This window comes from Kitasatospora sp. NPDC023120 (genome assembly GCF_055560835.1).
In genome coordinates this window covers 339,202-360,284 of sequence record NZ_JBVHHY010000003.1, presented here as the reverse complement: position 1 = coordinate 360,284, position 21,083 = coordinate 339,202, and the positions used below count along the sequence as shown (strand labels likewise).

At 72.3% G+C, this 21,083-nt stretch carries 13 protein-coding genes; 4 read left to right on the top strand and 9 right to left on the bottom strand.

Going from position 1 to position 21,083, the window contains the following annotated elements:
• The first annotated feature begins 47 nt into the window (after window positions 1–47).
• The gene (locus tag ACZ3TI_RS06550; protein ID WP_465724042.1) at window positions 48–593 is read left to right on the top strand and encodes an FHA domain-containing protein; all 546 of its coding nucleotides are present in this window, start codon (window positions 48–50) and stop codon (window positions 591–593) included.
• 62 nt (window positions 594–655) lie between these two features.
• Here ACZ3TI_RS06550 and ACZ3TI_RS06545 read toward each other — a convergent pair whose 3' ends face one another.
• The 3 genes from ACZ3TI_RS06545 to ACZ3TI_RS06535 all read right to left on the bottom strand — a co-directional run bounded on the left by ACZ3TI_RS06545 (window position 656) and on the right by ACZ3TI_RS06535 (window position 3,091).
• Window positions 656–1,618 carry a DUF1152 domain-containing protein gene (locus ACZ3TI_RS06545; RefSeq protein ID WP_465724040.1) on the bottom strand — a complete coding sequence of 321 codons (963 nt, stop codon included), beginning with the start codon at window positions 1,616–1,618 and terminating at the stop codon, window positions 656–658.
• A 65-nt stretch (window positions 1,619–1,683) separates the two neighbouring features.
• On the bottom strand, window positions 1,684–2,085 hold the full coding sequence (locus ACZ3TI_RS06540) for a hypothetical protein (protein ID WP_465724038.1): 402 nt from the start codon (window positions 2,083–2,085) through the stop codon (window positions 1,684–1,686).
• 226 nt (window positions 2,086–2,311) lie between these two features.
• Window positions 2,312–3,091: a hemerythrin domain-containing protein gene (locus tag ACZ3TI_RS06535; RefSeq protein ID WP_465724036.1), complete on the bottom strand. Its 780-nt coding sequence runs from the start codon at window positions 3,089–3,091 to the stop codon at window positions 2,312–2,314.
• A gap of 183 nt (window positions 3,092–3,274) precedes the next feature.
• On the opposite strand from ACZ3TI_RS06535, the gene ACZ3TI_RS06530 reads away from it, so the two are divergent.
• Entirely contained in the window at window positions 3,275–3,481 is a 207-nt protein-coding gene (locus tag ACZ3TI_RS06530; protein ID WP_465724034.1) for a hypothetical protein, read from the top strand.
• A 113-nt stretch (window positions 3,482–3,594) separates the two neighbouring features.
• Here the strand turns inward: ACZ3TI_RS06530 and ACZ3TI_RS06525 are convergent, their stop codons facing one another.
• A complete protein-coding gene (locus ACZ3TI_RS06525; protein WP_465724032.1) occupies window positions 3,595–4,650 on the bottom strand; it encodes an alpha/beta hydrolase in 1,056 nt (351 codons plus the stop codon).
• A 429-nt stretch (window positions 4,651–5,079) separates the two neighbouring features.
• On the opposite strand from ACZ3TI_RS06525, the gene ACZ3TI_RS06520 reads away from it, so the two are divergent.
• Window positions 5,080–5,823, top strand: a complete 744-nt coding sequence (locus ACZ3TI_RS06520; RefSeq protein ID WP_465724233.1) for an SDR family oxidoreductase — start codon at window positions 5,080–5,082, stop codon at window positions 5,821–5,823.
• 19 nt (window positions 5,824–5,842) lie between these two features.
• Here the strand turns inward: ACZ3TI_RS06520 and ACZ3TI_RS06515 are convergent, their stop codons facing one another.
• From ACZ3TI_RS06515 to pulA, 4 genes are all read right to left on the bottom strand, one after another.
• On the bottom strand, window positions 5,843–6,064 hold the full coding sequence (locus ACZ3TI_RS06515; RefSeq protein WP_465724030.1) for a hypothetical protein: 222 nt from the start codon (window positions 6,062–6,064) through the stop codon (window positions 5,843–5,845).
• Window positions 6,065–6,177: 113 nt separating this feature from the next.
• Complete coding sequence (locus ACZ3TI_RS06510) at window positions 6,178–7,941, bottom strand: carbohydrate-binding module family 20 domain-containing protein (protein ID WP_465724028.1); 1,764 nt, start codon at window positions 7,939–7,941, stop codon at window positions 6,178–6,180.
• 321 nt (window positions 7,942–8,262) lie between these two features.
• Window positions 8,263–10,599: a M4 family metallopeptidase gene (locus ACZ3TI_RS06505; RefSeq protein WP_465724026.1), complete on the bottom strand. Its 2,337-nt coding sequence runs from the start codon at window positions 10,597–10,599 to the stop codon at window positions 8,263–8,265.
• Window positions 10,600–11,157: 558 nt separating this feature from the next.
• On the bottom strand, window positions 11,158–16,662 hold the full coding sequence (pulA, locus tag ACZ3TI_RS06500) for a pullulanase-type alpha-1,6-glucosidase (RefSeq protein WP_465724025.1): 5,505 nt from the start codon (window positions 16,660–16,662) through the stop codon (window positions 11,158–11,160).
• 316 nt (window positions 16,663–16,978) lie between these two features.
• On the opposite strand from pulA, the gene ACZ3TI_RS06495 reads away from it, so the two are divergent.
• A complete protein-coding gene (locus ACZ3TI_RS06495; RefSeq protein WP_465724023.1) occupies window positions 16,979–17,947 on the top strand; it encodes a phosphatase PAP2 family protein in 969 nt (322 codons plus the stop codon).
• Between the two features lie 60 nt (window positions 17,948–18,007).
• On the opposite strand, the gene ACZ3TI_RS06490 is transcribed toward ACZ3TI_RS06495, so the two are convergent.
• Window positions 18,008–21,031 carry a bifunctional [glutamine synthetase] adenylyltransferase/[glutamine synthetase]-adenylyl-L-tyrosine phosphorylase gene (locus ACZ3TI_RS06490; protein ID WP_465724231.1) on the bottom strand — a complete coding sequence of 1,008 codons (3,024 nt, stop codon included), beginning with the start codon at window positions 21,029–21,031 and terminating at the stop codon, window positions 18,008–18,010.
• Window positions 21,032–21,083: the final 52 nt, after the last annotated feature.

The following is a 21,083-nucleotide window of genomic DNA, read 5'->3' as shown; positions in this document are numbered from 1 at the left end:
ACGGCGTGATCTGGACAGCCCGAGTCGGCCCGGCCGACAATTCGGCCATGACGCCTCCTGAGTACACCACCGGCCGGATCCGGCCCTCCGACGCCGAACGGGACCAGGCGCTCGGGGTGCTCAAGGACGGCGCGGGCAGCGGGCGGCTCTCGCACGAGACCTTCCTCGGCCGGATGGACATCGTCCTGCACGCCGGCAGCCGCGCCGAGTTGGACGCGGCGGTGTCCGGGCTGCCGACCGGCGGGCCGGTCGAGCGCTTCGTGCTGCGCACGGTAGGCCGGGTCTCCGGCCTCGGTGACCGGATCAACCGGGCCTGGCGCAGCGAGCGGCTGCCGGGGCTCAGCCTGCCGCAGGCCGGCGCCGGACTGCTGACGATCGGCCGGATCCCCGGTTCGGGGCTGCGACTGCACGACGCCTCGGTCTCCCGGCACCACGCCGAGCTGCGCCACGAGGACGGCGGCTGGGTGCTGTACGACCTCGGTTCGACCAACGGCACGCACGTCAACGGGCGCCGGATCGCGGGCAGCGTACGGGTCCGGCCGGGCGACCAGGTGCGGTTCGGGAACCTGGAGTTCCGGCTCGCCGCCCTCTGATACCGCCCGGCTCCGACACCGGCCCGATGCCGGCCGGCACGGCCCGGCACGGTCCGGTGCGGTCAGTGCGGGAACTGCCGGGGCGGCCGCTGCCGGGGCAGTTCGTCCTGGAACTCCGCGATGGCGGTGGCGATCTGGCGCATCAGCACGGTGTGCTCCAGCCGGTCCAGGTAGCGGTTCTCGGCGGCCAGTGCCTCGACCGTGACGCCGAAGTACATCGCCATCAGCGGATTCACGAACAGCTCGCTGCCGTCGGTCCGTTCGGTGAACCGGACGTCGCCGAACCGGCCGCGCAGCGCCGCCGCCACCGAGCCGTTGACGATGCTGGGGTGCTCGGGGAGGGCGGCCCGGGCGTGCTCGACGGCGTCCAGGTAGAGCACCGCCTCCCGGCTGTCGCGCGGGATGGAGAAGGCGCCGAGGTAGCCGCCCGCCCGGTCCAGCGCGGCCAGGTTCTCCAGCACCAGGGAGTGGTTGACGCCGTGGTAGGCGTCGACGCCGAAGCCCAGGCAGGCGACCAGCCGCTCGGGCACCTCGGTGAGGCCGGCCACCGCCGCCAGGCTGGCCATGTCCTCCTCGGGGGTGCCGAGTCCGGCCTCGTCGCCGCGCATCAGGATGTCGGTGCCGCCGTCCACCAGCAGGACGGCGTCCACGCCAAGCCTCCCGACCAACCCGCGGTAGGCCTCGCGCAGCGGCTGCACCCCCGTCGTCGGGAAGGCCCACACGGTGTCGGGCATCCCGTGCAGGTTCAGCCACCGGGCCAGGGTGCGCTCCGGGAAGTAGCCCTCGGGAGCCGGGGTGTCCGGCCGGATCCCGGCCACGTCGGGCTCGGTCCACACCTCGAGCGGCAGGCCGTAGAGGTGGGTGAAGGAGAGGTTGGCCAGGTGCACCTCCTTGCCCGCGGCCCGCAGGGCGAGGGCGATCGGCAGCCCGGCGTACACGTCGAAGCCGCCGCCGGCTCCGGCGATCAGGATGCGTTCGGCGGCCAGCAGCCGGGTGATCAGCGGGGGTTGCAGCAGAGAGCTCACCGGCGGACGGTAGCACCGGGCCGCCCGCGCAGCCCGGGCGGCCCGGGCGGCCCGGATCACGGGTCCTAGTCGCGCTCGACGTGCAGCTCGGCGAAGTGGTTGTTCTTCTCCGCCTCGCTGAGGGTGATCCGGACGTTGCCGACGGTGGTCTTGGAGTCCTTGTTGACGGTCTTCTTGTTGTCGCCGATGGTCACCTCGGCGGAGTTGTCGGTGATGTGGGCGACCGTCATGCTCATCGGGTTGTCGCCGCCGAAGACCTTGACCGTCTTGGAGGCGTTCGCGTCGTCGGTCTTCACGCCGACGACGCACTTGTGGTCGTCCAGGCAGAGCGCGACGCCGTTCTCACAGGCGGCCAGTCCGGCGCCGAGCGTCAGGACGGCGCCCGCGGCGAGGATCGCCGGGCCGAACCGGAAGCGGGTGCGGAGGCGGGTGCGGTGGGCCTTGGCAGTGCTGCTCGCTGTGGTCATGTCCTCGACGGTAGCCGGACGGGCACACCCTGCCATCAACCGTCGGCGGTAGGCCCGCCCTGGTGCAGCCCGGATCGGCCGAGGGGGTCGAACCCCGAGACGGATGGGTCGAATCCCCTAGGGGATTCCAGGAGTTGACGGGCAGTCGGCTGTCCGGCCGCCTCCAGCATATGCCAGAGGGCTGTGCCACGCGCGTAGATCGACGGCCCGCAAAAACGCCCGGCGGTCAGTCGGCGGTGATCTCCAGGCCGGCGCCCGGCCCCCACAGCGGCTCGGTGCAGCGCTGGTAGGTCGCCTGCCAGTGCGGCCAGTTGCGGGCCACGTCGTCGTCGCACTCGGCCAACAGCCGCTCCACCGCGGCCGGTTCGACGCCGTCCAGCAGCCAGGCCAGCGCGTCCGCGGTGCCCGGACCGTCCGCCGCGCGCAGCAGGTCCAGCAGCTCGCCCAGGCCGCCGAGCCGGGAGCCCTCGGCGACCACCCGGTCCATCCGGGGCAGCAACTGGCGCTCCTCGATCCGCAGATGGGTCTCCAGCCGGGCCGCCAGGTCCTCCATCGCGTACGCGACCGGCCAGGCGCTGCCGGTGTCCCGGCTGGCGATCCGGACCAGCGTGGTGACCCGGGTGAACGAGTGGTCGAGGTTGTGGTGGTCCGCCTCCAGCCAGTTGAGCAGCAGCCGCAGCTCGGGCGCGAAGCGGCGCACGATCGGCCAGATCCGGGTGTCCTGCTGCTCGTGGTGGCAGGTCAGCATCGCGGTCATGAAGTTCCAGTGCCGCAGCAGCGCCTCGCCCTTGTGCTCCTCCTCGGGCTGGAGCAGCCGCAGGGCGTTGGGCAGCCGGGCGAGGTCCCGGCGCAGCGCGGCGTGCACCAGCCGCAGCCCGGCGAACCGCACGGTGGCCGGGTCGTCGTCCGCGGACCGCCCGTACGCGTCCGCGCCCCGGGGGTCGGCGCCGGGCTGCCCCTGCGCGGGCACGGCGGGGGCGGGCTGGGGCAGCAGGTGGATGGGCATGGCACTCTCTTCACGGCTTGGGGCAGGACGGGTGGTGGCGGCCGGTGAGGACCACCCCAGCCAAGGTGCCCGCAGTCGATCAGAAGCGAATCAATGTCCGATTGACGCGCAGGTCAGGGCGTTTAACCGGGGTGGACGCAACACTCCGCGACCCCCGGCCGCGAGGACGTCCGGGAAGTCACCGTGGGCGCCGAGCCGAGCGTCTTCGTCCTGCACAGGAAGGACGGCGGCACCGTCACGACGGGCCGGCGCCCGGCCGACTGGGCCGACCCCCAGAGCGGCACGACCGTGCCACTGCCGGATCTGCTGAACCTGGCCGGACAGCCCGGTTTCGTGGAAGCCGTCCGGGACGGCTGGAACGACCCGAGCCGGCCGCCGCCGCCCCGCTGACCCCGCCGGGAACACAACAGCCGTGCACGGCTGCCGGACACGCGGTCGCGGCAGCCGTGCACGGCTCGAGGGGGGTCGGGGTGGGCCCGGGAGCGCCAGGACGGGCGCGGGCCTCAGTCGGCCGCCGGCCCCGCCAGGTTCTTGGTCAGCCACTCCAGGGTGTCCGGGATCATCTTCTTGAAGTCCGAGGTCAGGTGCTTGCCGCCGGGCTGCTCGTAGTACGTGATGCCCACCGGGGCGACGGCCTTGGCCACCCAGTTCTTGACCACCTTGGTCTCGTACGGGTTGGCCCCGCCCGCGGTAACCAGCATCTTCACGTCGGCCTTGCCCTCGGTGACCAGCACGTCGGGGTTGTTGGCGGCGCGCTCGGTCTCGTGGCCCTTCCACAGCAGCGAGTCCGGGATGAAGTAGCCGTCGATCGGCACCGCGGCCTTGTAGACGTCCGGGTACTGCAGGGCGAGCTTGGCGCTGCAGAAGCCGCCGGTGGAGGCGCCCATCACGCCCCAGCCGTCGCGGCCCTTCACGGTGCGGAAGTTGGCACGGACGAAGTCCGGGAGGTCCTGGGCCATCCAGGTGCCCATCTTGGGCTGGCCCGGGATGTCGGAGCAGTCCAGCGCGTTCTTCTCGTCGCCGTTGAAGTTCTGCACCGGCATGATCATGATGAACGGGTGGGACTTGCCCTCCTTGACCAGCCGCTCGTTCTCCTCCTGGATCGGCAGCTGGTTGTCGGTCCAGGTGTTGTAGCCGTTGCTCTGGCCGCCCGCGAAGAGGGTGAGCACGGGGAAGCCGGTCTTGGCGAACTTGGGGTCGTTGTACTCGGGCGGCAGCCAGACCCAGACCTTGCCGGAGACGCCGGACTTCGCACCGGTGACGGTGGTCACGAAGATCGGTCCGGCGGCGGTGTCCCGGGCCTTGGTGAGGTTGGCGTTCGGGCCGGTCGGCATCAGCACCTTGCCGGTGGAGGACGCCGGGGTGCCCTGGGTGCCCGAGGCGGTGCCGGTGGCGCCCGGGGTGCCCGTGGCACTGCCGGTCGAGGCCGGGGTGGCGTCCGACTTGGCGCTGTCCCCCTTCCCACCACCGGAGCTCCCGCAGGCCGCGAGCGAGGCGGCCAGGGCGAGCACGGCGGCGCCGGACAGGACGGCACGGGAACGGGACGACTGCCTAAGCACGGTGAGGACTCTCCGACCGATGTCGCGCCCGGTCCGTCTGACCGGGCGGCGGCCCCCCGGTGGGGCCGGACAGGCCCGGGAGCGCGGCGCTGGTACGGCCCCCGGAATGGGCGGCGCCCCGCCCCTCGCGGGGGCGCGCCACCCTGCGATCTTATGACGTGGGCCGGGGTGGGCCGGTTGCGCGTCGGCCACCGGAAATCCAATGTTTGTTCGCGATCAGGTAAAACCCACGACCGCGCCCGTCGAACGGCGGGGGCCGCACGGCGGGGATCACAGCCGCGAGCTCGTTCGGGCGCCGGATTTTGGGTGCTTTCGACCAGTGACGGCGGCCCGCGGATCCGGAACGATCTCTCCCAGGCCCGCCCGGGGTCCGTCCTGGCAGCCGCCACCACCGTCATCGCCACCGACACCGACACCGAGGAGAGCGCCATGCCCCAGCAGATCGCCGTCGTCACCGGAGCCGGGAGCGGCATCGGCCGGGCCGTCGCGGTGGAGCTGGCCGCGGCCGGGTGGCTGCCGGTACTGGCCGGTCGCCGGGCCGAGGCGCTGCAGGAGACCGCCCGGCTCTGCGGCGCCCCGGCCGAGGTGCTGCCGACCGACGTCACCGACCCCGCCGCCGTGGACGCGCTGTTCGCCGCGGCCGCCGAGCGCCACGGCCGGGTGGACCTGCTGTTCAACAACGCCGGCAGCTTCGGCCCGGCCGTCCCGGTGGAGGAGCTGGAGGTCGAGGCCTGGCGGGCCGTGGTCGACCTCAACCTGACCGGCGCCTTCCTCTGCGCCCGGGCGGCGTTCCGGCAGATGAAGGCCCAGGACCCGCGGGGCGGCCGGATCATCAACAACGGTTCGATCTCGGCGCACGCGCCGCGCCCGCACTCGATCGCCTACACCGCGACCAAGCACGCGGTCACCGGGCTGACCAAGTCGCTGTCCCTGGACGGCCGCCCGTACCGGATCGCCTGCGGGCAGATCGACATCGGCAACGCGGCGACCGACATGACGGCGGCGATGAGCGCGGGCGTCCGGCAGGCGGACGGCCGGATCGCCCCCGAGCCGACCATGGACGTGGCCGACGTCGCACGGACCGTACGGCACATGGCCGCGCTGCCGCTGGAGGCCAATGTGCAGTTCGCCACCGTGATGGCGACGGCCATGCCGTACATCGGACGCGGCTGAGCCTCGGCCCGCGGGCCGCTCACTCGTCGTGCGAATGCCGGTAGCGCAGCACCCCGCCGTCCTCGTCGAGCCGGTAGACGCTGGTGGTGGGCCAGTACTCGCCGCTGTCGGCGGCCGGCAGCTCGGCGCGCAGCACCATCCGCAGGGCGGGCGGCGGGCCGGCGGCGTTGACGCGCTTGCGGTGGCCGTCCCAGCGGCCGCCGCACAGTTCGAGGTCCAGGACGAGGGGGGTGGTTCCCATCCCGCGATGGTGCCAGCGGCCCACCCCCTGGAGGGGTTTGAAACCGTTCGGCCACCCCCACGAGGGAACCCCGTCAGGCCAGGCTGACGGGGTCCCCAGGGGCGCGGCTGCGACTACGGGCGCCAGCTGTCGTTCAGCGTGACGACCCCGCCCGAGGGCACCGTCGCCGTCCGGTTCGCGCCGGACTCCCAGGTCACCGCGCCGCTCGCGTCCTTGCGGACGTACTTGTACTGGAAGGAGGAGCCGGCCGGCAGCGAGAGCGCCAGCGACCACACCGGGTAGCCGGCGGACGAGAGCGGCAGCGCCTTCGCCGGGTCCCAGCCGCCGAGCGCCGCGGTGTCGCCGACCACGTGGACGTCCTGCCCGTACGCGGTGGTCGCGTTGACGTTGAACGAGGCGCCCGAGACGCTCGTACCCGGCTGGACGTACAGCGCGACCGCGTCGCCCGCGCCGACCGTCGCGGTGAACTGCCCGTTGGCGCCCACCTGGTACGTCGGGCCGGTGCAGCCGCCGCCCGCCTGCGGGTCGCCGTGCTGGACGTCGCAGTAGGTGCCGGCCGGCAGCCCGGTCTGGAAGGTCCGGGTGATCGCGCCGCTCTCGTGGTTGATCGCGACGTAGCCCTTGTTGCCGCGGCCGAAGGCGATCGCGTTGTTGCCGTTGGACCACCAGTCGGTCACCCCGGTGCCCGCCACGGCGTTGCGGAAGCCGACCATGTTGGCGACCTGCCGCCAGGCGTGGGTGCAGTTCCAGCCGTCCTGGTAGCAGGCGTTGACGGTGCCGCCGTTCGGCGGGCCGTCGTCCTTGTTGGTGAAGGAGTAGCCGGAGTAGATGTTGGGCGAGCCGTAGGTCGAGGCCAGCAGGAAGACGTTCGCCAGTGTGTAGGTGTTGCCGTAGGTGTAGTTGAGGGTGGAGCCGTTGCGCTCGGTGTCCCAGTTGTCGAGGAAGCTGCGCGCCTGGTTGCCGGGCAGGTAGCCCCAGGAGGCGCCCCAGCCGTTGAGGTTGGCGAGCTTGTCGCTGGTGAACATCCGCTTGAGGTCGGTGCCGACCCGGAACTCGTCCACGTCGCCGTTGCCGGTGTACTCGCCAGGCTGGATGGGCTCGCCGGCGCCGTAGATGACCTCCTGGACCCAGTAGGCGCCGGGGTTGGCCATCTTGGCCTTGATCGCGGCGAGGTCGGCGGCGGCGATGTGCTTGGCGGCGTCGATCCGGTAGCCGTCCACGCCGAGCGAGCCGAGGTCGTCCAGGTAGTGCGCGATGGTGGTCCGGACGGACGCACTGCCGGTGTCCAGGTCGGCGAGGTTCACCAGCTCGCAGTTCTGGACGTTCGTGCGGTCCTGGTAGTTCGTGATCGGCTGGCGGCAGGAGTGGAAGTCCTGGTCCTGGTAGGTGCCGGGGTAGTTGTACTTGGTGTAGGCGGTGCCGCCGGTGCCGGTGCCGGAGCCCGCCGACATGTGGTTGACCACCGCGTCGGCGATCACCTTGACCCCGGCCGCGTGGCAGGTGTCGACCATGTTCTTGAAGGAGGTGCGGTCGCCGAGCCGCCCGGCGATCTTGTAGCTGACCGGCTGGTAGGAGGTCCACCACTGCGGACCCTGGATGTGCTCCTGCGGCGGCGAGACCTCGACGAAGCCGTAGCCCTTCGGGCCGAGCGTCGAGGTGCAGGCCTGGGCGACGGAGTCGAAGCGCCACTCGAAGAGGGTGGCGGTGACGTCCTTGCCGTTGTTCGCGGGCGGGGAGGCCTGGGCGGCGGGGGCGCCGAGGGTGGTGCCGAGCGAGAGCGCGAGCGCCGCCGAGGCGGCGAGCGCACCGGCCGCGCGGGCGGCTCTGGCGGTCCTCCCGGCCGAAGGCTGGGGGAGGGTGGGGGCGGTGGTGACCACGTCGTCTCCTGGGGGTGGCTGGGGTGGGGCAGCCGGAGGTGAAGCCTGCAGGAAGTTTCTGTAACTTGCCGGAAACTTGCAGCGCCGAACCTAGGGTGACCGGGAGACACCGTCAAGACTTCAGGAAGATACGTTTCTGCATCGCCGGAGCAGAAACCGGAGCGGCCATCGGAGGCGGCACCGGAGCGGGCGTCGGAGCACACACCGGAGCAGGCACGGCAGGGGCCCGGAGCAGGGCGTACGACAAGGGCCCGGCAGCCGTAGCCGCCGGGCCCCTCACCTGTCCTGGTTCACCGGTCCCTCAGGGGAGCCGGTCCGGGCTCAGCCGGTCTGGACGGAGGTGTCGTCGATCACGAAGCTCGTCTGGAGCGAGGAGTCCTCGACGCCGTTGAACTTCACGGTGACCGTCTGGCCCGCGTAGGCCGACAGGTCGAAGGTGCGCTGCTGGTAGCCGGCCGCGGCGTCCACGTTGGAGTAGGTCTTCAGCGTGGTGCCGTTCACCGACACGGTCAGCTTGTCGTAGACGGTGCTGCCGGTCTCCGCGGTGTCGATGTGCAGCCAGAAGCTCAGCGTCGCCTTGCAGCCCGCCGGGATGCTCACCGTCTGCGAGAGGGTGTCGGTGTGGGCGGAGCCGTAGCCGTTGAGCCACGCCTTCCAGGAACCGCCGTGCGCGGCCTGGCTGGAGCTGTTGTCGACCACACCGGAGGTCGCCGTCCACGGCGAGGCCGTGCCGGTCTCGAAGCCCGCGTTGCCGAGCAGCTGCGCCGGGGTGCAGCTGCCGCCGCCACCGGTGGTGACGGTCCAGGTGAAGCTGGTCGAACCGGTCTTGCCGGCCGAGTCCTTGGCCGTCACGGTGACGTTCGAGGTGCCCGCGGCGGTCGGGGTGCCGGTGATCACGCCGGTGGTGGCGTTGATGACCAGGCCGGCCGGCAGGCCGGTGGCCGAGTAGGACAGCGGAGCGGTGCCGCCCGAGGCCTTGATCTGCAGGTTGACCGCGGTGCCGACGGCGGTCGACTGGTTGCCGGGGCTGGTGACGGTGACGCCGCCCGGGTTGGGCAGCGAGCCGACGTTGACGGCGGCCCAGGCGGTGGCGACCGCGTTGTACTCGGCGCTGTTCGCACCGTACAGGTCGGTGGCCGCGTCCAGGGTCGCGGTACGGGCGGCCGCGTAGTTGGTGGTCGAGGTCATGTGCGCGGTCAGCGCCTTGTACCAGACCTGCGCCGCCTTGTCCCGGCCGATGCCGGTGACGGTGATGTTGTTGACCGTCGGGCTGTTGTAGCTGACGCCGTTGATCACCTTGGCGCCGCTGCCCTCGGCCAGCAGGTAGAAGAAGTGGTTGGCGACACCGGACGAGTAGTGCACGTCCAGGTTGCCGACGCCCGAGTACCAGGAGTCGGCCGACTGGCCGTCCTTGGAGGGCTTGTCCATGTAGCGCAGCGGCGTGCCGTTGCCGTTGATGTCGATCAGCTCGCCGACCAGGTAGTCCGGCACGTCCTTGGGCAGGTTGGCGTAGAACTCGACCATGTTGCCGAAGATGTCCGAGGTGGCCTCGTTGAGGCCGCCGGACTCGCCCGAGTAGTTCAGGTTGGCGGTGGCGGCGGTGACACCGTGGCTCATCTCGTGGCCGGCCACGTCGAGTTCGGTCAGCGGGTGGGTGTCGCCCGAGCCGTCGCCGTAGGTCATGCAGAAGCAGGAGTCGTCCCAGAACGCGTTGACGTAGCCGGTGTCGTAGTGCACGCGGCTCATGGCGCCGACGCCGTCGTTGCGGATGCCGTTGCGGCCGAAGGTGTTCTTGTAGAAGTCCCAGGTGGCCGCGGCGCCGAACTGGGCGTCCACGGCGGCCGACTCGCGGTTGCTGGCCTGGCCGTTGCCCCAGGTGTCGGAGGACTTGGAGAACAGCGTGCCGTTGCCGGAGGTGCCGTTCTTCATGTCGGTGGTGTTCTGGCCGCCGCGGCTGCCGTCCTTGAGCGAGTAGGTCGAACCGCTCTGGGTGGTGGTCAGCGGGACCTGGCCGACGAAGACGCCGGTGCCGGTGCCGCGCTGGATGCCGTCGGCCTTGCTGAGGACGTCACCGGTCTTGGCGTCGGTGACGACGTGCAGCTTGCTCGGGGTGCCGTCGGACTCGCGGCCGGAGACGACGGTCTCCCAGGCGAGCTTCGGGGTGCCGTCCGCGGCCCACACCACCAGGCGCGGGGCGGTGTCGACGGCGGAGCCCGCCTCGACGGCCAGCGCGGCGGCCTGGGCCTTCGGCGCGGCCAGGGCCGGGGTGGTCTCGACGCCGGCGAGGTTGGCCTCGCTGGCCTTGGTCACGCTCTTGGTGGCACCGTTCGCGTCCTGGTGGACGATCAGGTCGCCGCCGAGGACGGGGAGTCCGGCGTAGGTGCGCTCGTAGCGCAGGTGGCGACTGCCGTTGGCGTCCTGGACGACGTCCTTGGTGACCAGCTTCTCCTGGCCGCTCAGGTTGAGGGCCTGGGCGAGCGGGGCGGTCTGCTGGTTCGCCGAGGCGATCAGCGCGGCCCGGGTGGCCTGCTGGGTGGCGACGGCGGTCGGCGCGTCCGGCGTGGCCGCCTGGGCGATAACCGGTATGCCGGTGACCAGCAGCGCGGTGGAGGCGGCCATGACGACCGCCGCCTTCCGGGCGTGAGCGTAACGGGACATGCGGACTCCTTTTCCGACCGGCGCTGGGTCGCGCACGGTGGAGAGAAACCTGGGCCGCAGGGTTGCGGCGCAGTGGGGGCCCCCGCCTGGGTACGACGGAGGTGCGGTTGCGGGTTGCGGTGCTCACAACCCGTTGCAGGGTCGGGACGCGCTGCACCTTGGCTGGAACAGCTGCACCGGGAGGTGGGGCCCCCTCGTCTGCAGCCGGAGGAATCGTGGCAGCAAACCGGCCGTTAATGACAGATGCATGCCACGGATTGGCCGATTCATTACCGAAACCGTATGCATGGCGGTCCGTCAGTTGTGTTACCCCTTTGCGAACTCGTGAACACGGTTTTCATGCCCGGAGCAAGGTTTGATCACTATCGGCGGTCACTGACCAGCAGTCGGATCCACGGTTCGTACCCGCCCGGTAGCGCCCAGCGCCGAACGGGCGCGGCACGTCACAGTTCCGGCCGTGCCGGCGTCGCGTTCCGGCCATTCTGTGGCCGGAACGGAACCGGGCCCCGCACCGCCTCGACGGCGGCACGGGGCCCGGCAATCAGTGGGACGGGTGGGTCAGTGCTGGACGAACACCGCCACAGTGCGGCCCGGCACGGTGAAGGTGCCGCTCGCGGCGTCGAAGCCGGACTGCTTCACCACCTGGTCCGCCCCGCCCGCCTGGACCGGGTGCAGCGCCTGGCTCGTCCCCTTCAGCACCGCGACGGTCTGCGTCTGCGCGGTGGGCGTGGCGTTGAAGACCACGGTGATGCCCCGCTCCGCCCCCGTCAGCCCGGTGCCGTCCAGGTGCAGGGTGATCACCCCGGGCGTCTCACCGGCGGTGCCGGAGAGCGGGTACGACAGCCGCTGCTGGACGGCCTCCGGCGTGGGCAGCGAGAACAGCGGCGAGGACTGCTTGATCCGCAGGAACTCCTGGTACTGCGCCGTCGTCGCCCGGATGTCGGCCGCGCCGACGGTCAGCTTCGGATCGGCCAGCAGGGCCTGGGCGGTGGGCCACATCGCCTTGTTGTCGGCCGCCGGCGGCAGGCCGCGTCCCCAGCCGTTGCCGTCCGCGGCGTCCCAGTGGATCGCGTTGAACCAGTCGCCCGAGTCGTAGGCGTTGGAGTCGAGCGACTTGGAGCGCAGCAGGTCGCTGCCCGCCTGGGCGAAGCCCGCGCCCTGGGTGAGCGCGGTGAGCGAGAGCCCGAGTGCCTGCATCCGGGCCCGGTCGGCGGGCGCGGTGCCGGTCGGCAGCTTGTACGCGAGCGCGTCGAAGAGGTCGGTGTTGTCGTGGGCGTCCACGTACTCCACCGCCTCGCCCGGCTTGGCCGCGTACCCGGTCGGGGCGCCGTTGTAGTCGACCTGGGCGCCGGTGACGGTCTTCCCGGAGCTGTCGGTGAAGGAGTACCCGGCCAGGTTGCCGGTCAGGCCTACCTTCAACTGGTCCATCTGGTGCAGCAGTCGGGCCTTCTGCTGGTCCGGGCTGCCGTTCGCGGGCGAGCCGTTCGGGTCGGTGAACAGGCCCGAGGCGAAGCCCTGCTGGGGCGCGGAGTCGAGCATGAAGTTGCCGCCGCGGGCGGCGTCGCGGATCCGGTCGTCGAAGGTGGCGATGCCGGTACCGGCCATGTTGAGCTGGGTGGCCTGCTCGAACCGGGCGTTGTTCGCGACGACGCCGAAGTTCCAGCCCTCGCCGTACAGGAGGACGTTCTTGCCGTCCACGCCGTCCGAGTCGGGCGTCATCTTCCGCAGCGCGGCCTGCACGTCCAGCATGGTGGACTTCGGGTCCAGACCCATCAGGTCGAAGCGGAAGCCGTCCACCTTGTACTCGCGGGCCCACAGGGTCACCGAGTCGACCACCAGCCGGTTCATCATGGCGTGCTCGGGCGCGGTGTCGGAGCAGCAACTGTCCGTCGTCACCTTGCCGTTGGCGTCCAGGCGCTGGTAGTAGCCGGGGACGACCCGGTCCAGCACCGAGTGCTCGGCCTGCCCGCTCGCGGCGGTGTGGTTGTAGACCACGTCGAGCACCACCCGCAGGCCGGCCGCGTGCATCGCCTGCACCATCTGCCGAAACTGCACGGTGCGGGCGACCCCGTTCGGGTCGGTGGCGTAGGAGCCCTCCGGCACGTTGTAGTGCAGCGGGTCGTAGCCCCAGTTGTAGGCGTCGTCGGCGGCGACGGCCGCCACGCACTCCTGCTGCTTCGGACCGTCCGCCGGAAGGGACTTGAGGTCGCAGGCGGGCAGCTTCTGGTCCGCCCGGTTCTCCCGGATGGTGGCGATGTCGAAGGTCGGCAGCAGGTGGATCGTGGTCACCCCGGCCTTGGCGAGGTCCCGCAGGTGCCGCATGCCGGCCGACTGCGACTCGGTGAACGCCAGGTAGGTGCCGCGCTCGGCGGCCGGGACGGTGGAGTCCTCCACCGAGAAGTCCCGGACGTGCAGTTCCTGGATCTGCTGCTGCGCGGGCGGGACGGCCTGCGGGCGGGCGTGGTCGTCCCAGCCCGCGGGCTTCAGCTCCTTGGCGTCGAGGTCGGCGACCAGGCTGCGCCGGGAGTCGGTCGACAGCGCCACCGAGTACGGGTCGGTGACGGTGTTGACCACCACCTGCTGCACCGAGGGCGCCCAGACCTTCACCTGGTACAGGTAGTACTTGCCGTCCAACTCGCCCTTGTCACGGACGACTTCCCAGACACCGGTCTCGTCGTCCCGCTTCAGCGGCAGCGTCTTCGGGGTGCCCCCGGTGGCGCTGTCGAAGACCTGGACGGAGACCTCCAGCGCGGTCGGCGCCCACAGGGACAGCGCCACCTTGCCGTCGTAGTAGGCCGGGCCGAAGTCGACCCTGCCGGTCCGCCCGGCGTACAGGTCGTCCAGCACGCCCGGGGTCTGCACCCCGGTGGCGGCGAGCACGGCGCCGCTGGGCAGGTGTTCGGTGAACAGCAGCTGCCCGCGCAGCGCCGCCGGGACGCGGGCGGTGTCCCGGGCGTCGACGGTGAAGGCCCGGTAGCCCGCCAGGTGCGGGTACTTCGCCTTCTGCGCGTCGGTCAGCCCGCCCTTGACCGGGGTGAGCCGCAGCCACTGGCCGGGCTTGGTCAGCACGCCCTTGTCGGCCCTGATGCCGCCGGCCGGGTCGTACACCAGCTGCGCGCTGGTCCCGCCGGCCAGGGCGGCGTCGCCCGCGCCGTAGTTCGCCGGGACGACGACGGTCCTGGCGTCGATCCACTGCGCCTTGGCGCTGCCGAGGTCGACCTGTGAGGAGGCGGCCGGGTTCTGCGGCAGCAGGTAGCCCTCGCGGCCGCCGAGGATCCAGACCTCCTTGCCGTTGACCGCGAAGTCCAGCGACTGGTCGGCGGGCAGGTCCTTGTCGTTGCCCCGGTGCAGGATGTAGCTGAGGCTGGTCGCGCCGGGGGCGAGCGGCACCTCGAAGACGGCGCCGAAGGCGTCGCGGCGGGCCGGCATCAGCGGCTTGCCCCAGTCGGTGGGGGTGGCGGCGCCGGTCCAGTCGTGCAGGCCCCAGCCGTCGTAGTCGCCGTCGGCCCGGTTGTAGTGGATGACGGCGGTGTTCGCGGGCTGCGTGTTCGCCGGGCCGGGGTCGGCGGTGCGCACCGCCGGGTCGCCCTGCTTCAGCCACACCTCGCTGGTGCTGCCGATGTCGATGTGCCGGTCGGCGTCCACGTCCTTGACGCCGTTCTTCTCCACGATGAACCCGAGGTCCGAGGCGCCCGGCTTGAGCCGCACGTAGGCGAAGGCGCCGTACGCGTCCCGCCCGGTGAAGGGGTGCCCGGCCGGCCACGGGGTGGCTTCGCCGTCGGCGAGGTCGCCCCAGGCGTAGAGGTTCCAGCCGTCGTAGTCGCCGTCCGGCCTGTTGTAGTGGACGACGGCGTACGGGCGGGCGCCGGCGGTGGGCACCGGCTTGGGTGCGGGGGTGCCGGTGGTGAAGCTCGCGGTGGCGGAGCGCAGATGCCCGCTGGAGTCCTGCACGACGGCTTTGTACCGCACGACCGTGCCGGGCGCGACCGCGCTCAGGTCCTGGGTGACGGCGTACTTCCCGGTGTCGGCGGTGCCCAGCGTCTGCCAGGGCCCGTTGCCGATCTGGGCGGCGAAGCTCACCCGGTCGAAGCCGCCACCGTCGACCTTGGCACCGACCGTGACCAGCCCGGTCGAGCCGTCCGCGGGCCGCTGCACCGCGATCTGCGGAGCCTCGTTCACCGCGGCGAGCCTGCCGCCCGCCTTGAACACGACGGAGGACAGCGCCGGCACGGTGACGGTCACCTTGCGGTCGGCACCGGACGTCAGCTTCTCCCCCGCCGCCGGGTGGATCCGGTCGAAGCCCATCCCCGCCGAGAAGGTGTCCAGCGTGACGGTCTTCGCCTCGGTGGCGTTGTTGACCGCCACCAGGTACTCGACCTGCTGCCCGGCGTCGATCCGGGAGAAGGCGTAGACGCCCGCGCCGTCGGCGGCGTAGCGCTCGATCTGGGCGCCGTCGGCCAGCGCCGGGTGGTCGCGGCGCAGCTTGGCGAGCCCCGCGATGCCCTGGTAGAGCTCGCCGCCCTGCCCGTACCGGTCCGCCGGGCCGGAGGCTCCGCCGAGCACCCGGTCGCCGTTGTAGGAGGGCGTCTTCGAGGCGAACAGGTCCTGCCGGGCGTCCTTGTCGCCGCCGGCGCCGGTGAAGCCCTGCTCGTCGCCGTAGTAGACGACGGGCTGGCCGCGGGTGAGGAACTGCAGCTCGTTGCCGAGCCGGTCCTTCCTGAGCAGGGTCGCCTCGTCGGCGCCCGGGTTGTCGGCGAGCAGGAAGGAGCCGAAGCGGCCCATGTCGTGGTTGCCGAGGAAGGTCGGCAGCTCGTACGCGTCGGTGTCGGCGCCGGTGTAGCGGTAGTCCTGGCCGTAGACGTCGGCGAGGGTCTTCGCCGAGCCGCCCTGGGAGACGTACGAGCGGGCGGCGCCCTGGAACGGGAAGTCCAGGGTGGCCTGCAGCCTGCCCTTGGTGACGTACGGCGAGGTGATCGCCGGGTCGCCGGAGTAGACCTCGCCGAACATGAAGAACTTCTTGTTGCCCTGCTTGGCCGCGAAGTCCTTGAGCGCGGGCGCCCACTGCTGCCAGAACGCCATGTTGACGTGCTTGACGGTGTCGATCCGGAAGCCGTCCACGCCGGCGTCCTTGACCCACTGCTGGTAGACCTTCTCGAAGCCCTTCACCACCCGGGGGTTCTGGGTGTCGAGGTCGTCCAGGCCGCTGAAGTCGCCCTCGGTGGCGGACTCGCCGACGAAGGTCGAGTCGCCCCGGTTGTGGTAGAGCGAGGGGTCGTTGAGCCAGGACGGGGTCTTGGCGGTGGCGTCGCCGGGGTTGCGGAACACCGGGGTGTAGGGGAAGGAGTCCTTGGTGGTCCGCGGCCAGGGCGCTCCCGCGTCGGCGACGGCGGTCTCGTCCACCGGGTTGCCGTCCGCGTCGAGCGTCGGGTAGGCGCCCGCCGAGCGGTAGCCGTGCTGCTGCTCGGCGGCGTCGATGACGTCGGCGGTGTGGTTGGTGATGACGTCGAAGAAGACCTTGATCCCGCGGGCGTGCGCCTTGGCTATCAGCTCCTTGAGCTGCTCGTTGGTGCCGAAGTGCGGGTCGACCTGGGTGAAGTCGGTGATCCAGTAGCCGTGGTAGCCGGCCGACGCGTCCGCTCCGCTGCCCTGCACGGGCTTGTTCTTGAAGATCGGCGCCATCCAGATCGCGGTGGTGCCGAGGTCCTGGATGTAGTCGAGCTTGCCGATCAGCCCGGCTAGGTCGCCGCCGTGGTAGAAGCCCTTGTCGGCGGGGTCGAAGCCGTTGTCCAGGCGCCCGCCGGTGATGCCGCCGCTGTCGTTGGCGGCGTCGCCGTTGGCGAAGCGGTCGGGCAGGACGAAGTAGAACTGCTCACGGGTGAGGTCGTGCCGGCCGGCGGTGGCCGCGAGCGCGGCGTCCGAGGGCGGCGCGGGCGGGGCGGCGGCGAAGACCGCGGGGGCGCTGCCGAGGGTGGCGGCGGTCAGTGCGGCGGCCAGCAGGACGGCCGTGCGGCCGGGTCTGCGGGGGGATCTGCTCCGTCGGGGGCGGGGCGGGGCATCGGCCACTGAGGGCTCCCTTAGGGGAAGGGGCGATCGAGTTTCCAGGAAGCTAGCGGGCTGCAATATGTTTCAGCAAGATGCAGAAACCGTTTCGTGCCGGGAAAATCCAGGTCGCGACCGTCTCCGGCCACCCCGATTACTCCCGTGGAGCGACGGGCGTGACAATGGGACGTATGTCCGTCCCACCGGTTTGCCCCAGAACCCCGAGCACCCCCCACCCCGGTGGGAGCCGGCCCCTAGCCCGCAAGGGGGACAGCCGGTGAAGAATCCACTTCCAGAGGATGAGCAGACGGCTACGAGCGATCTGGCAGACTTCTCGTCCATGGGGGAACCGACCGAGATCCAGCGAGGCGACGCCGGGCACGCCGACACGGCCAGCGGTGGCGGTTCCGGAACAGCGGCGGCCGTCCCCGGCAGTCTGCCCGACGGAGCCACCCGTGCCGCCCAGTCCCGTACCGCGGCCCTGCGCAGTCGTTTCCGCGACCAGCGCCGTTCGCCGGCCCGGCCGCGGATCTGGTTCGAGCTGGCCCTGATCGGGATCAGCTACTGGATCTACTCCATCGTCCGCAACGCGGTCCCGGAGCAGGAAGCGATAGCCCAGAAGCACGCGCGCTGGATCTGGGAGCTCGAACAGCACCTCGGCATCGCCGTCGAGCGCTCCGTCAACCACGCGGTGGACGGCGTCGGGTGGCTCATCACCGGGATGAACTACTACTACGCGACGCTGCACTTCGTGATCACGATCGGTGTGCTGGTCTGGCTCTACCGCCGCCACCCCGGCCGCTACGTCGCCGCCCGGACGGTGCTGTTCGTCACCACCGCGATCGCCCTGGTCGGCTTCTACTTCTTCCCGCTGGCCCCGCCCCGGCTGATGACCGACGGCGGCTTCATCGACACCGTGAAGACCCACAGCACCTGGGGCTCGATGGCCTCCGGCCCCGCCGCGCACGTCTCCAACCAGTACGCGGCGATGCCCTCGATGCACATCGGCTGGTCGATGTGGTGCGGCCTGGCGATCTTCTTCCTGGCCCGCCGGACCTGGGTCCGGGTGCTCGGCCTGCTGTACCCGGCCGCCACCCTGGTGGTCATCGTCTCGACCGCCAACCACTTCTGGATGGACGCCGTCGGCGGCGAGCTCTGCCTGGCGGTGGGCTTCCTCGCCGCCCGCTGGCTGTACCACGAGTGGGCCTACAGGCTTCCCAGGGTGCCCGCCCGGGAGACGGCGGCCGAGGAGCCGATCACCGTCCCGGAGCAGTGGAGCGAGCCCGCGGTCAGCACCGCCCGCCGCTAGCCGACAGCCGCAGACGAAAGGGGCCCCGACCAGGGGCCCCTTTCGCGTACCCGGGGGAAATCAGAGCCCGTAGAACAGCCGGTCCACCACCGCCCGCGCCCGCCGGGTGGTCCGCCGGTAGTCGTCCAGCAGCTCCCCGCTGTGCCCCGCGCCGTACCCGAGGTAGCGGGCCACCCCGGCCAGCTCCCTGGCCTCCCCCGGGAAGCTGTCCCCGGGCCGGCCGCGCACCAGCATCACCGCCGCCCGCACCCGGGAGGCCAGCACCCAGGCCGTGTCCAGCACCTCCGCGTCGTCCCGCCCCACCAGCCCGGCCTCCACCGCGGCCGCCAGCGCCGCCCTGGTCCGGGTGGTGCGCAGGGCCGGCAGCTCGTGCCCGTGCTGGAGCTGGAGCAGCTGCACCGTCCACTCCACGTCCGCCAGCCCGCCCCGGCCGATCTTGGTGTGGGTGGTCGGGTCGGCACCGCGCGGCAGCCGCTCGGCCTCGATCCGCGCCTTGATCCGGCGGATCTCCACCAGGTCCCGCTCCGGCACCCCGCTGCCCGGGTAGCGCATCGGGTCGATCAGCTGCCGGAACCGCGCGCCCAGCTCCTCGTCCCCGGCGACCGGCTCGGCCCGCAGCAGCGCCTGGGACTCCCAGGCGTGCGACCAGCGCCGGTAGTACGCCGTGTACGAGGCGAGGGTGCGCACCAGCGGTCCGCTGCGCCCCTCCGGCCGCAGGTCGGCGTCGACCAGCAGCGGCGGCTCGGTGGACGGCGCGCCCAGCAGGCTCCGCAGCTCGTGGCAGACCGCCTGGGCGGCCCGGGCGGCCTCCTCCTCCAGCGAGCCGAGCAGCGGCTCGTGGACGAAGAGCACGTCCGCGTCCGAGCCGTAGCCCAGCTCGTGGCCGCCGAAGCGGCCCATCGCGACCACCGAGATCCGGGTCGGCAGGTCCCCGTGCTCGGCCTCCCAGCCCGCGACGCAGGCGCGCAGCGCGCCCTGCAGGGTGGCGGCGTTGATCGCGGTGAGCGCCTCCCCCGCGGTGTCCAGCGCCTGCGCCGGGTCCTCCCCCAGCCGTCCGAGGACGTCCGCGGCAGCCGTACGGAACAGCTCCCGGCGGCGCACCGAGCGGGCGGCGGCCACGGCGGCCGTGGTGGACCCGGCCCGGCCCACGGCGGCCAGCACCTCCGACTGCAGCGCGGCCCGGCCGCGCGGCTCCAGGCCCTGCGGGTCGCCCAGCATGGCGACCGCCTCGGGGGCGCGCAGCAGCAGGTCGGGCGCGAGCCGGCCGGCCGACAGCACCCGGGCGAGCTGCTCGGCGGCGGCGCTCTCGTCCCGCAGCAGCCGCAGGTACCAGGGGGTGCGGCCGAGCGCGTCGGAGACCTGGCGGAAGTTGAGCAGCCCGGCGTCCGGGTCCGCCGAGTCGGCGAACCAGCCGAGCAGCACCGGCAGCAGGGTCCGCTGGATCGCCGCCTTGCGGCTCACCCCGGAGGCCAGCGCGCTGATGTGCCGCAGCGCGGCCGCCGGGTCCGCGTAGCCGAGCGCCTCCAGCCGGGCGCGCGCCGCGTCCGGGGACAGCCCGGTGGCGCCCGGCGGCAGCTCGGCGACGGCGTCGAGCAGCGGCCGGTAGAACAGCTTCTCGTGCAGCCGCCGGACCTCCACCGCGTGCCGCTTCCACTCGCGCTGCAGCGCGGCCACCGGGTCGGCGCGGGTGTCGTCGTTGATCAGCGTGGCCAGCGAGCGGGCCAGTCGGCGTTGGTCCTCCGCCCCGGTGGGCATCAGATGGGTGCGGCGCAGCCGGTAGAGCTGGATCCGGTGCTCCAGCGAGCGCAGGAACCGGTACGCGGTGTCCAGCGAGGCGGCGTCCGCCCGGCCGACGTACCCGCCCCGGGAGAGCGCGGCCAGTGCCTCCAGGGTGTTGCCGCTGCGCAGCGCCGGGTCGGTGCGCCCGTGCACCAGCTGCAGCAGCTGGACGGAGAACTCGACGTCGCGCAGCCCGCCCGGGCCGAGCTTGAGCTGGCGGTCCAGCTCGGTGGCGGGGATGGAGTCGATCACCCGGCGGCGCATCTGCTGCACGTCGGCGACGAAGTTCTCCCGGGCGGCGGCCTGCCAGACCAGCGGGGCGAGCGTCTCGACGTACGCGGCGCCGAGCTCGGCGTCCCCGGCGACCGGCCGGGCCTTGAGCAGGGCCTGGAACTCCCAGGTCTTGGCCCAGCGCTGGTAGTAGGCGAGGTGGCTGGCCAGGGTGCGCACCAGCGGGCCGTTGCGGCCCTCGGGCCGCAGGTTGGCGTCCACCGGCCAGATGGCGCCCTCGCCGGTGGTGTCCGCGCAGAGCCGGGTGAGGGCGGCGGCCAGCCGGGTGGCGGCCCTGAGCGCCTCCTGCTCGTCCACGCCCTCGCGGGGCTCGGCGACGAAGATGACGTCCACGTCCGAGACGTAGTTGAGTTCGCGGCCGCCGCACTTGCCCATGCCGATCACCGCGAGCCGGCAGGCCGCGGCGGCCTCCGGGTCCTGCTCGGCGGCGAGGTCCAGGGCGGTCTGCAGGGTGGCGCCGGCCAGGTCGGCGAGTTCGGCGGCAGTCCGGGCGAGGTCGGTGGTGCCGGTGAGGTCGCGGGCGGCGATGGCGAGCAGGCAGCGGCGGTAGGCGATCCGCAGCGCGTCGGCCGGGCTGCGGCCGCCGCCGTGCACGCCCTTGACGAGGGCGCGGCGGAAGTCCTCCGGGCCGGGGTGCATGTCGCGCAGCTCGAAGGTGACCAGCACGTGCCAGTCGTGCGGGTGCCGGGCCAGGTGGTCGCCGAGCGCGGTGGAGACGCCGAGCACGCCGAGCAGCCGGTCGCGCAGCGGCTTGGAGGTGGTGAGGGTGTCGCGCAGGGTGTGCCGGTCGGTCTCGTCGGCGGCCTCCATCAGCCGGGCCAGACCGAGCAGCGCGAGGTCGGGGTCGGCGGTGGCGCCGAGCGCGTCCAGCAGTACGGGGTCGTCGGCGAGCCCCTGCAGCCCGGGACCCTCCAACAGCCGCACCGCCCGCGCCGGGTCCCCGAACCCGCGCCGGACCAACCGGTTCTCCGGCCTGCTGACCCGGCTCCCGGCCCGCTGCTCGTCCACCGCCATCGGCCCCTCCATCCGTCCGCTCCAGCAGGTTACGCGCCTGCGCGGCCCGGCG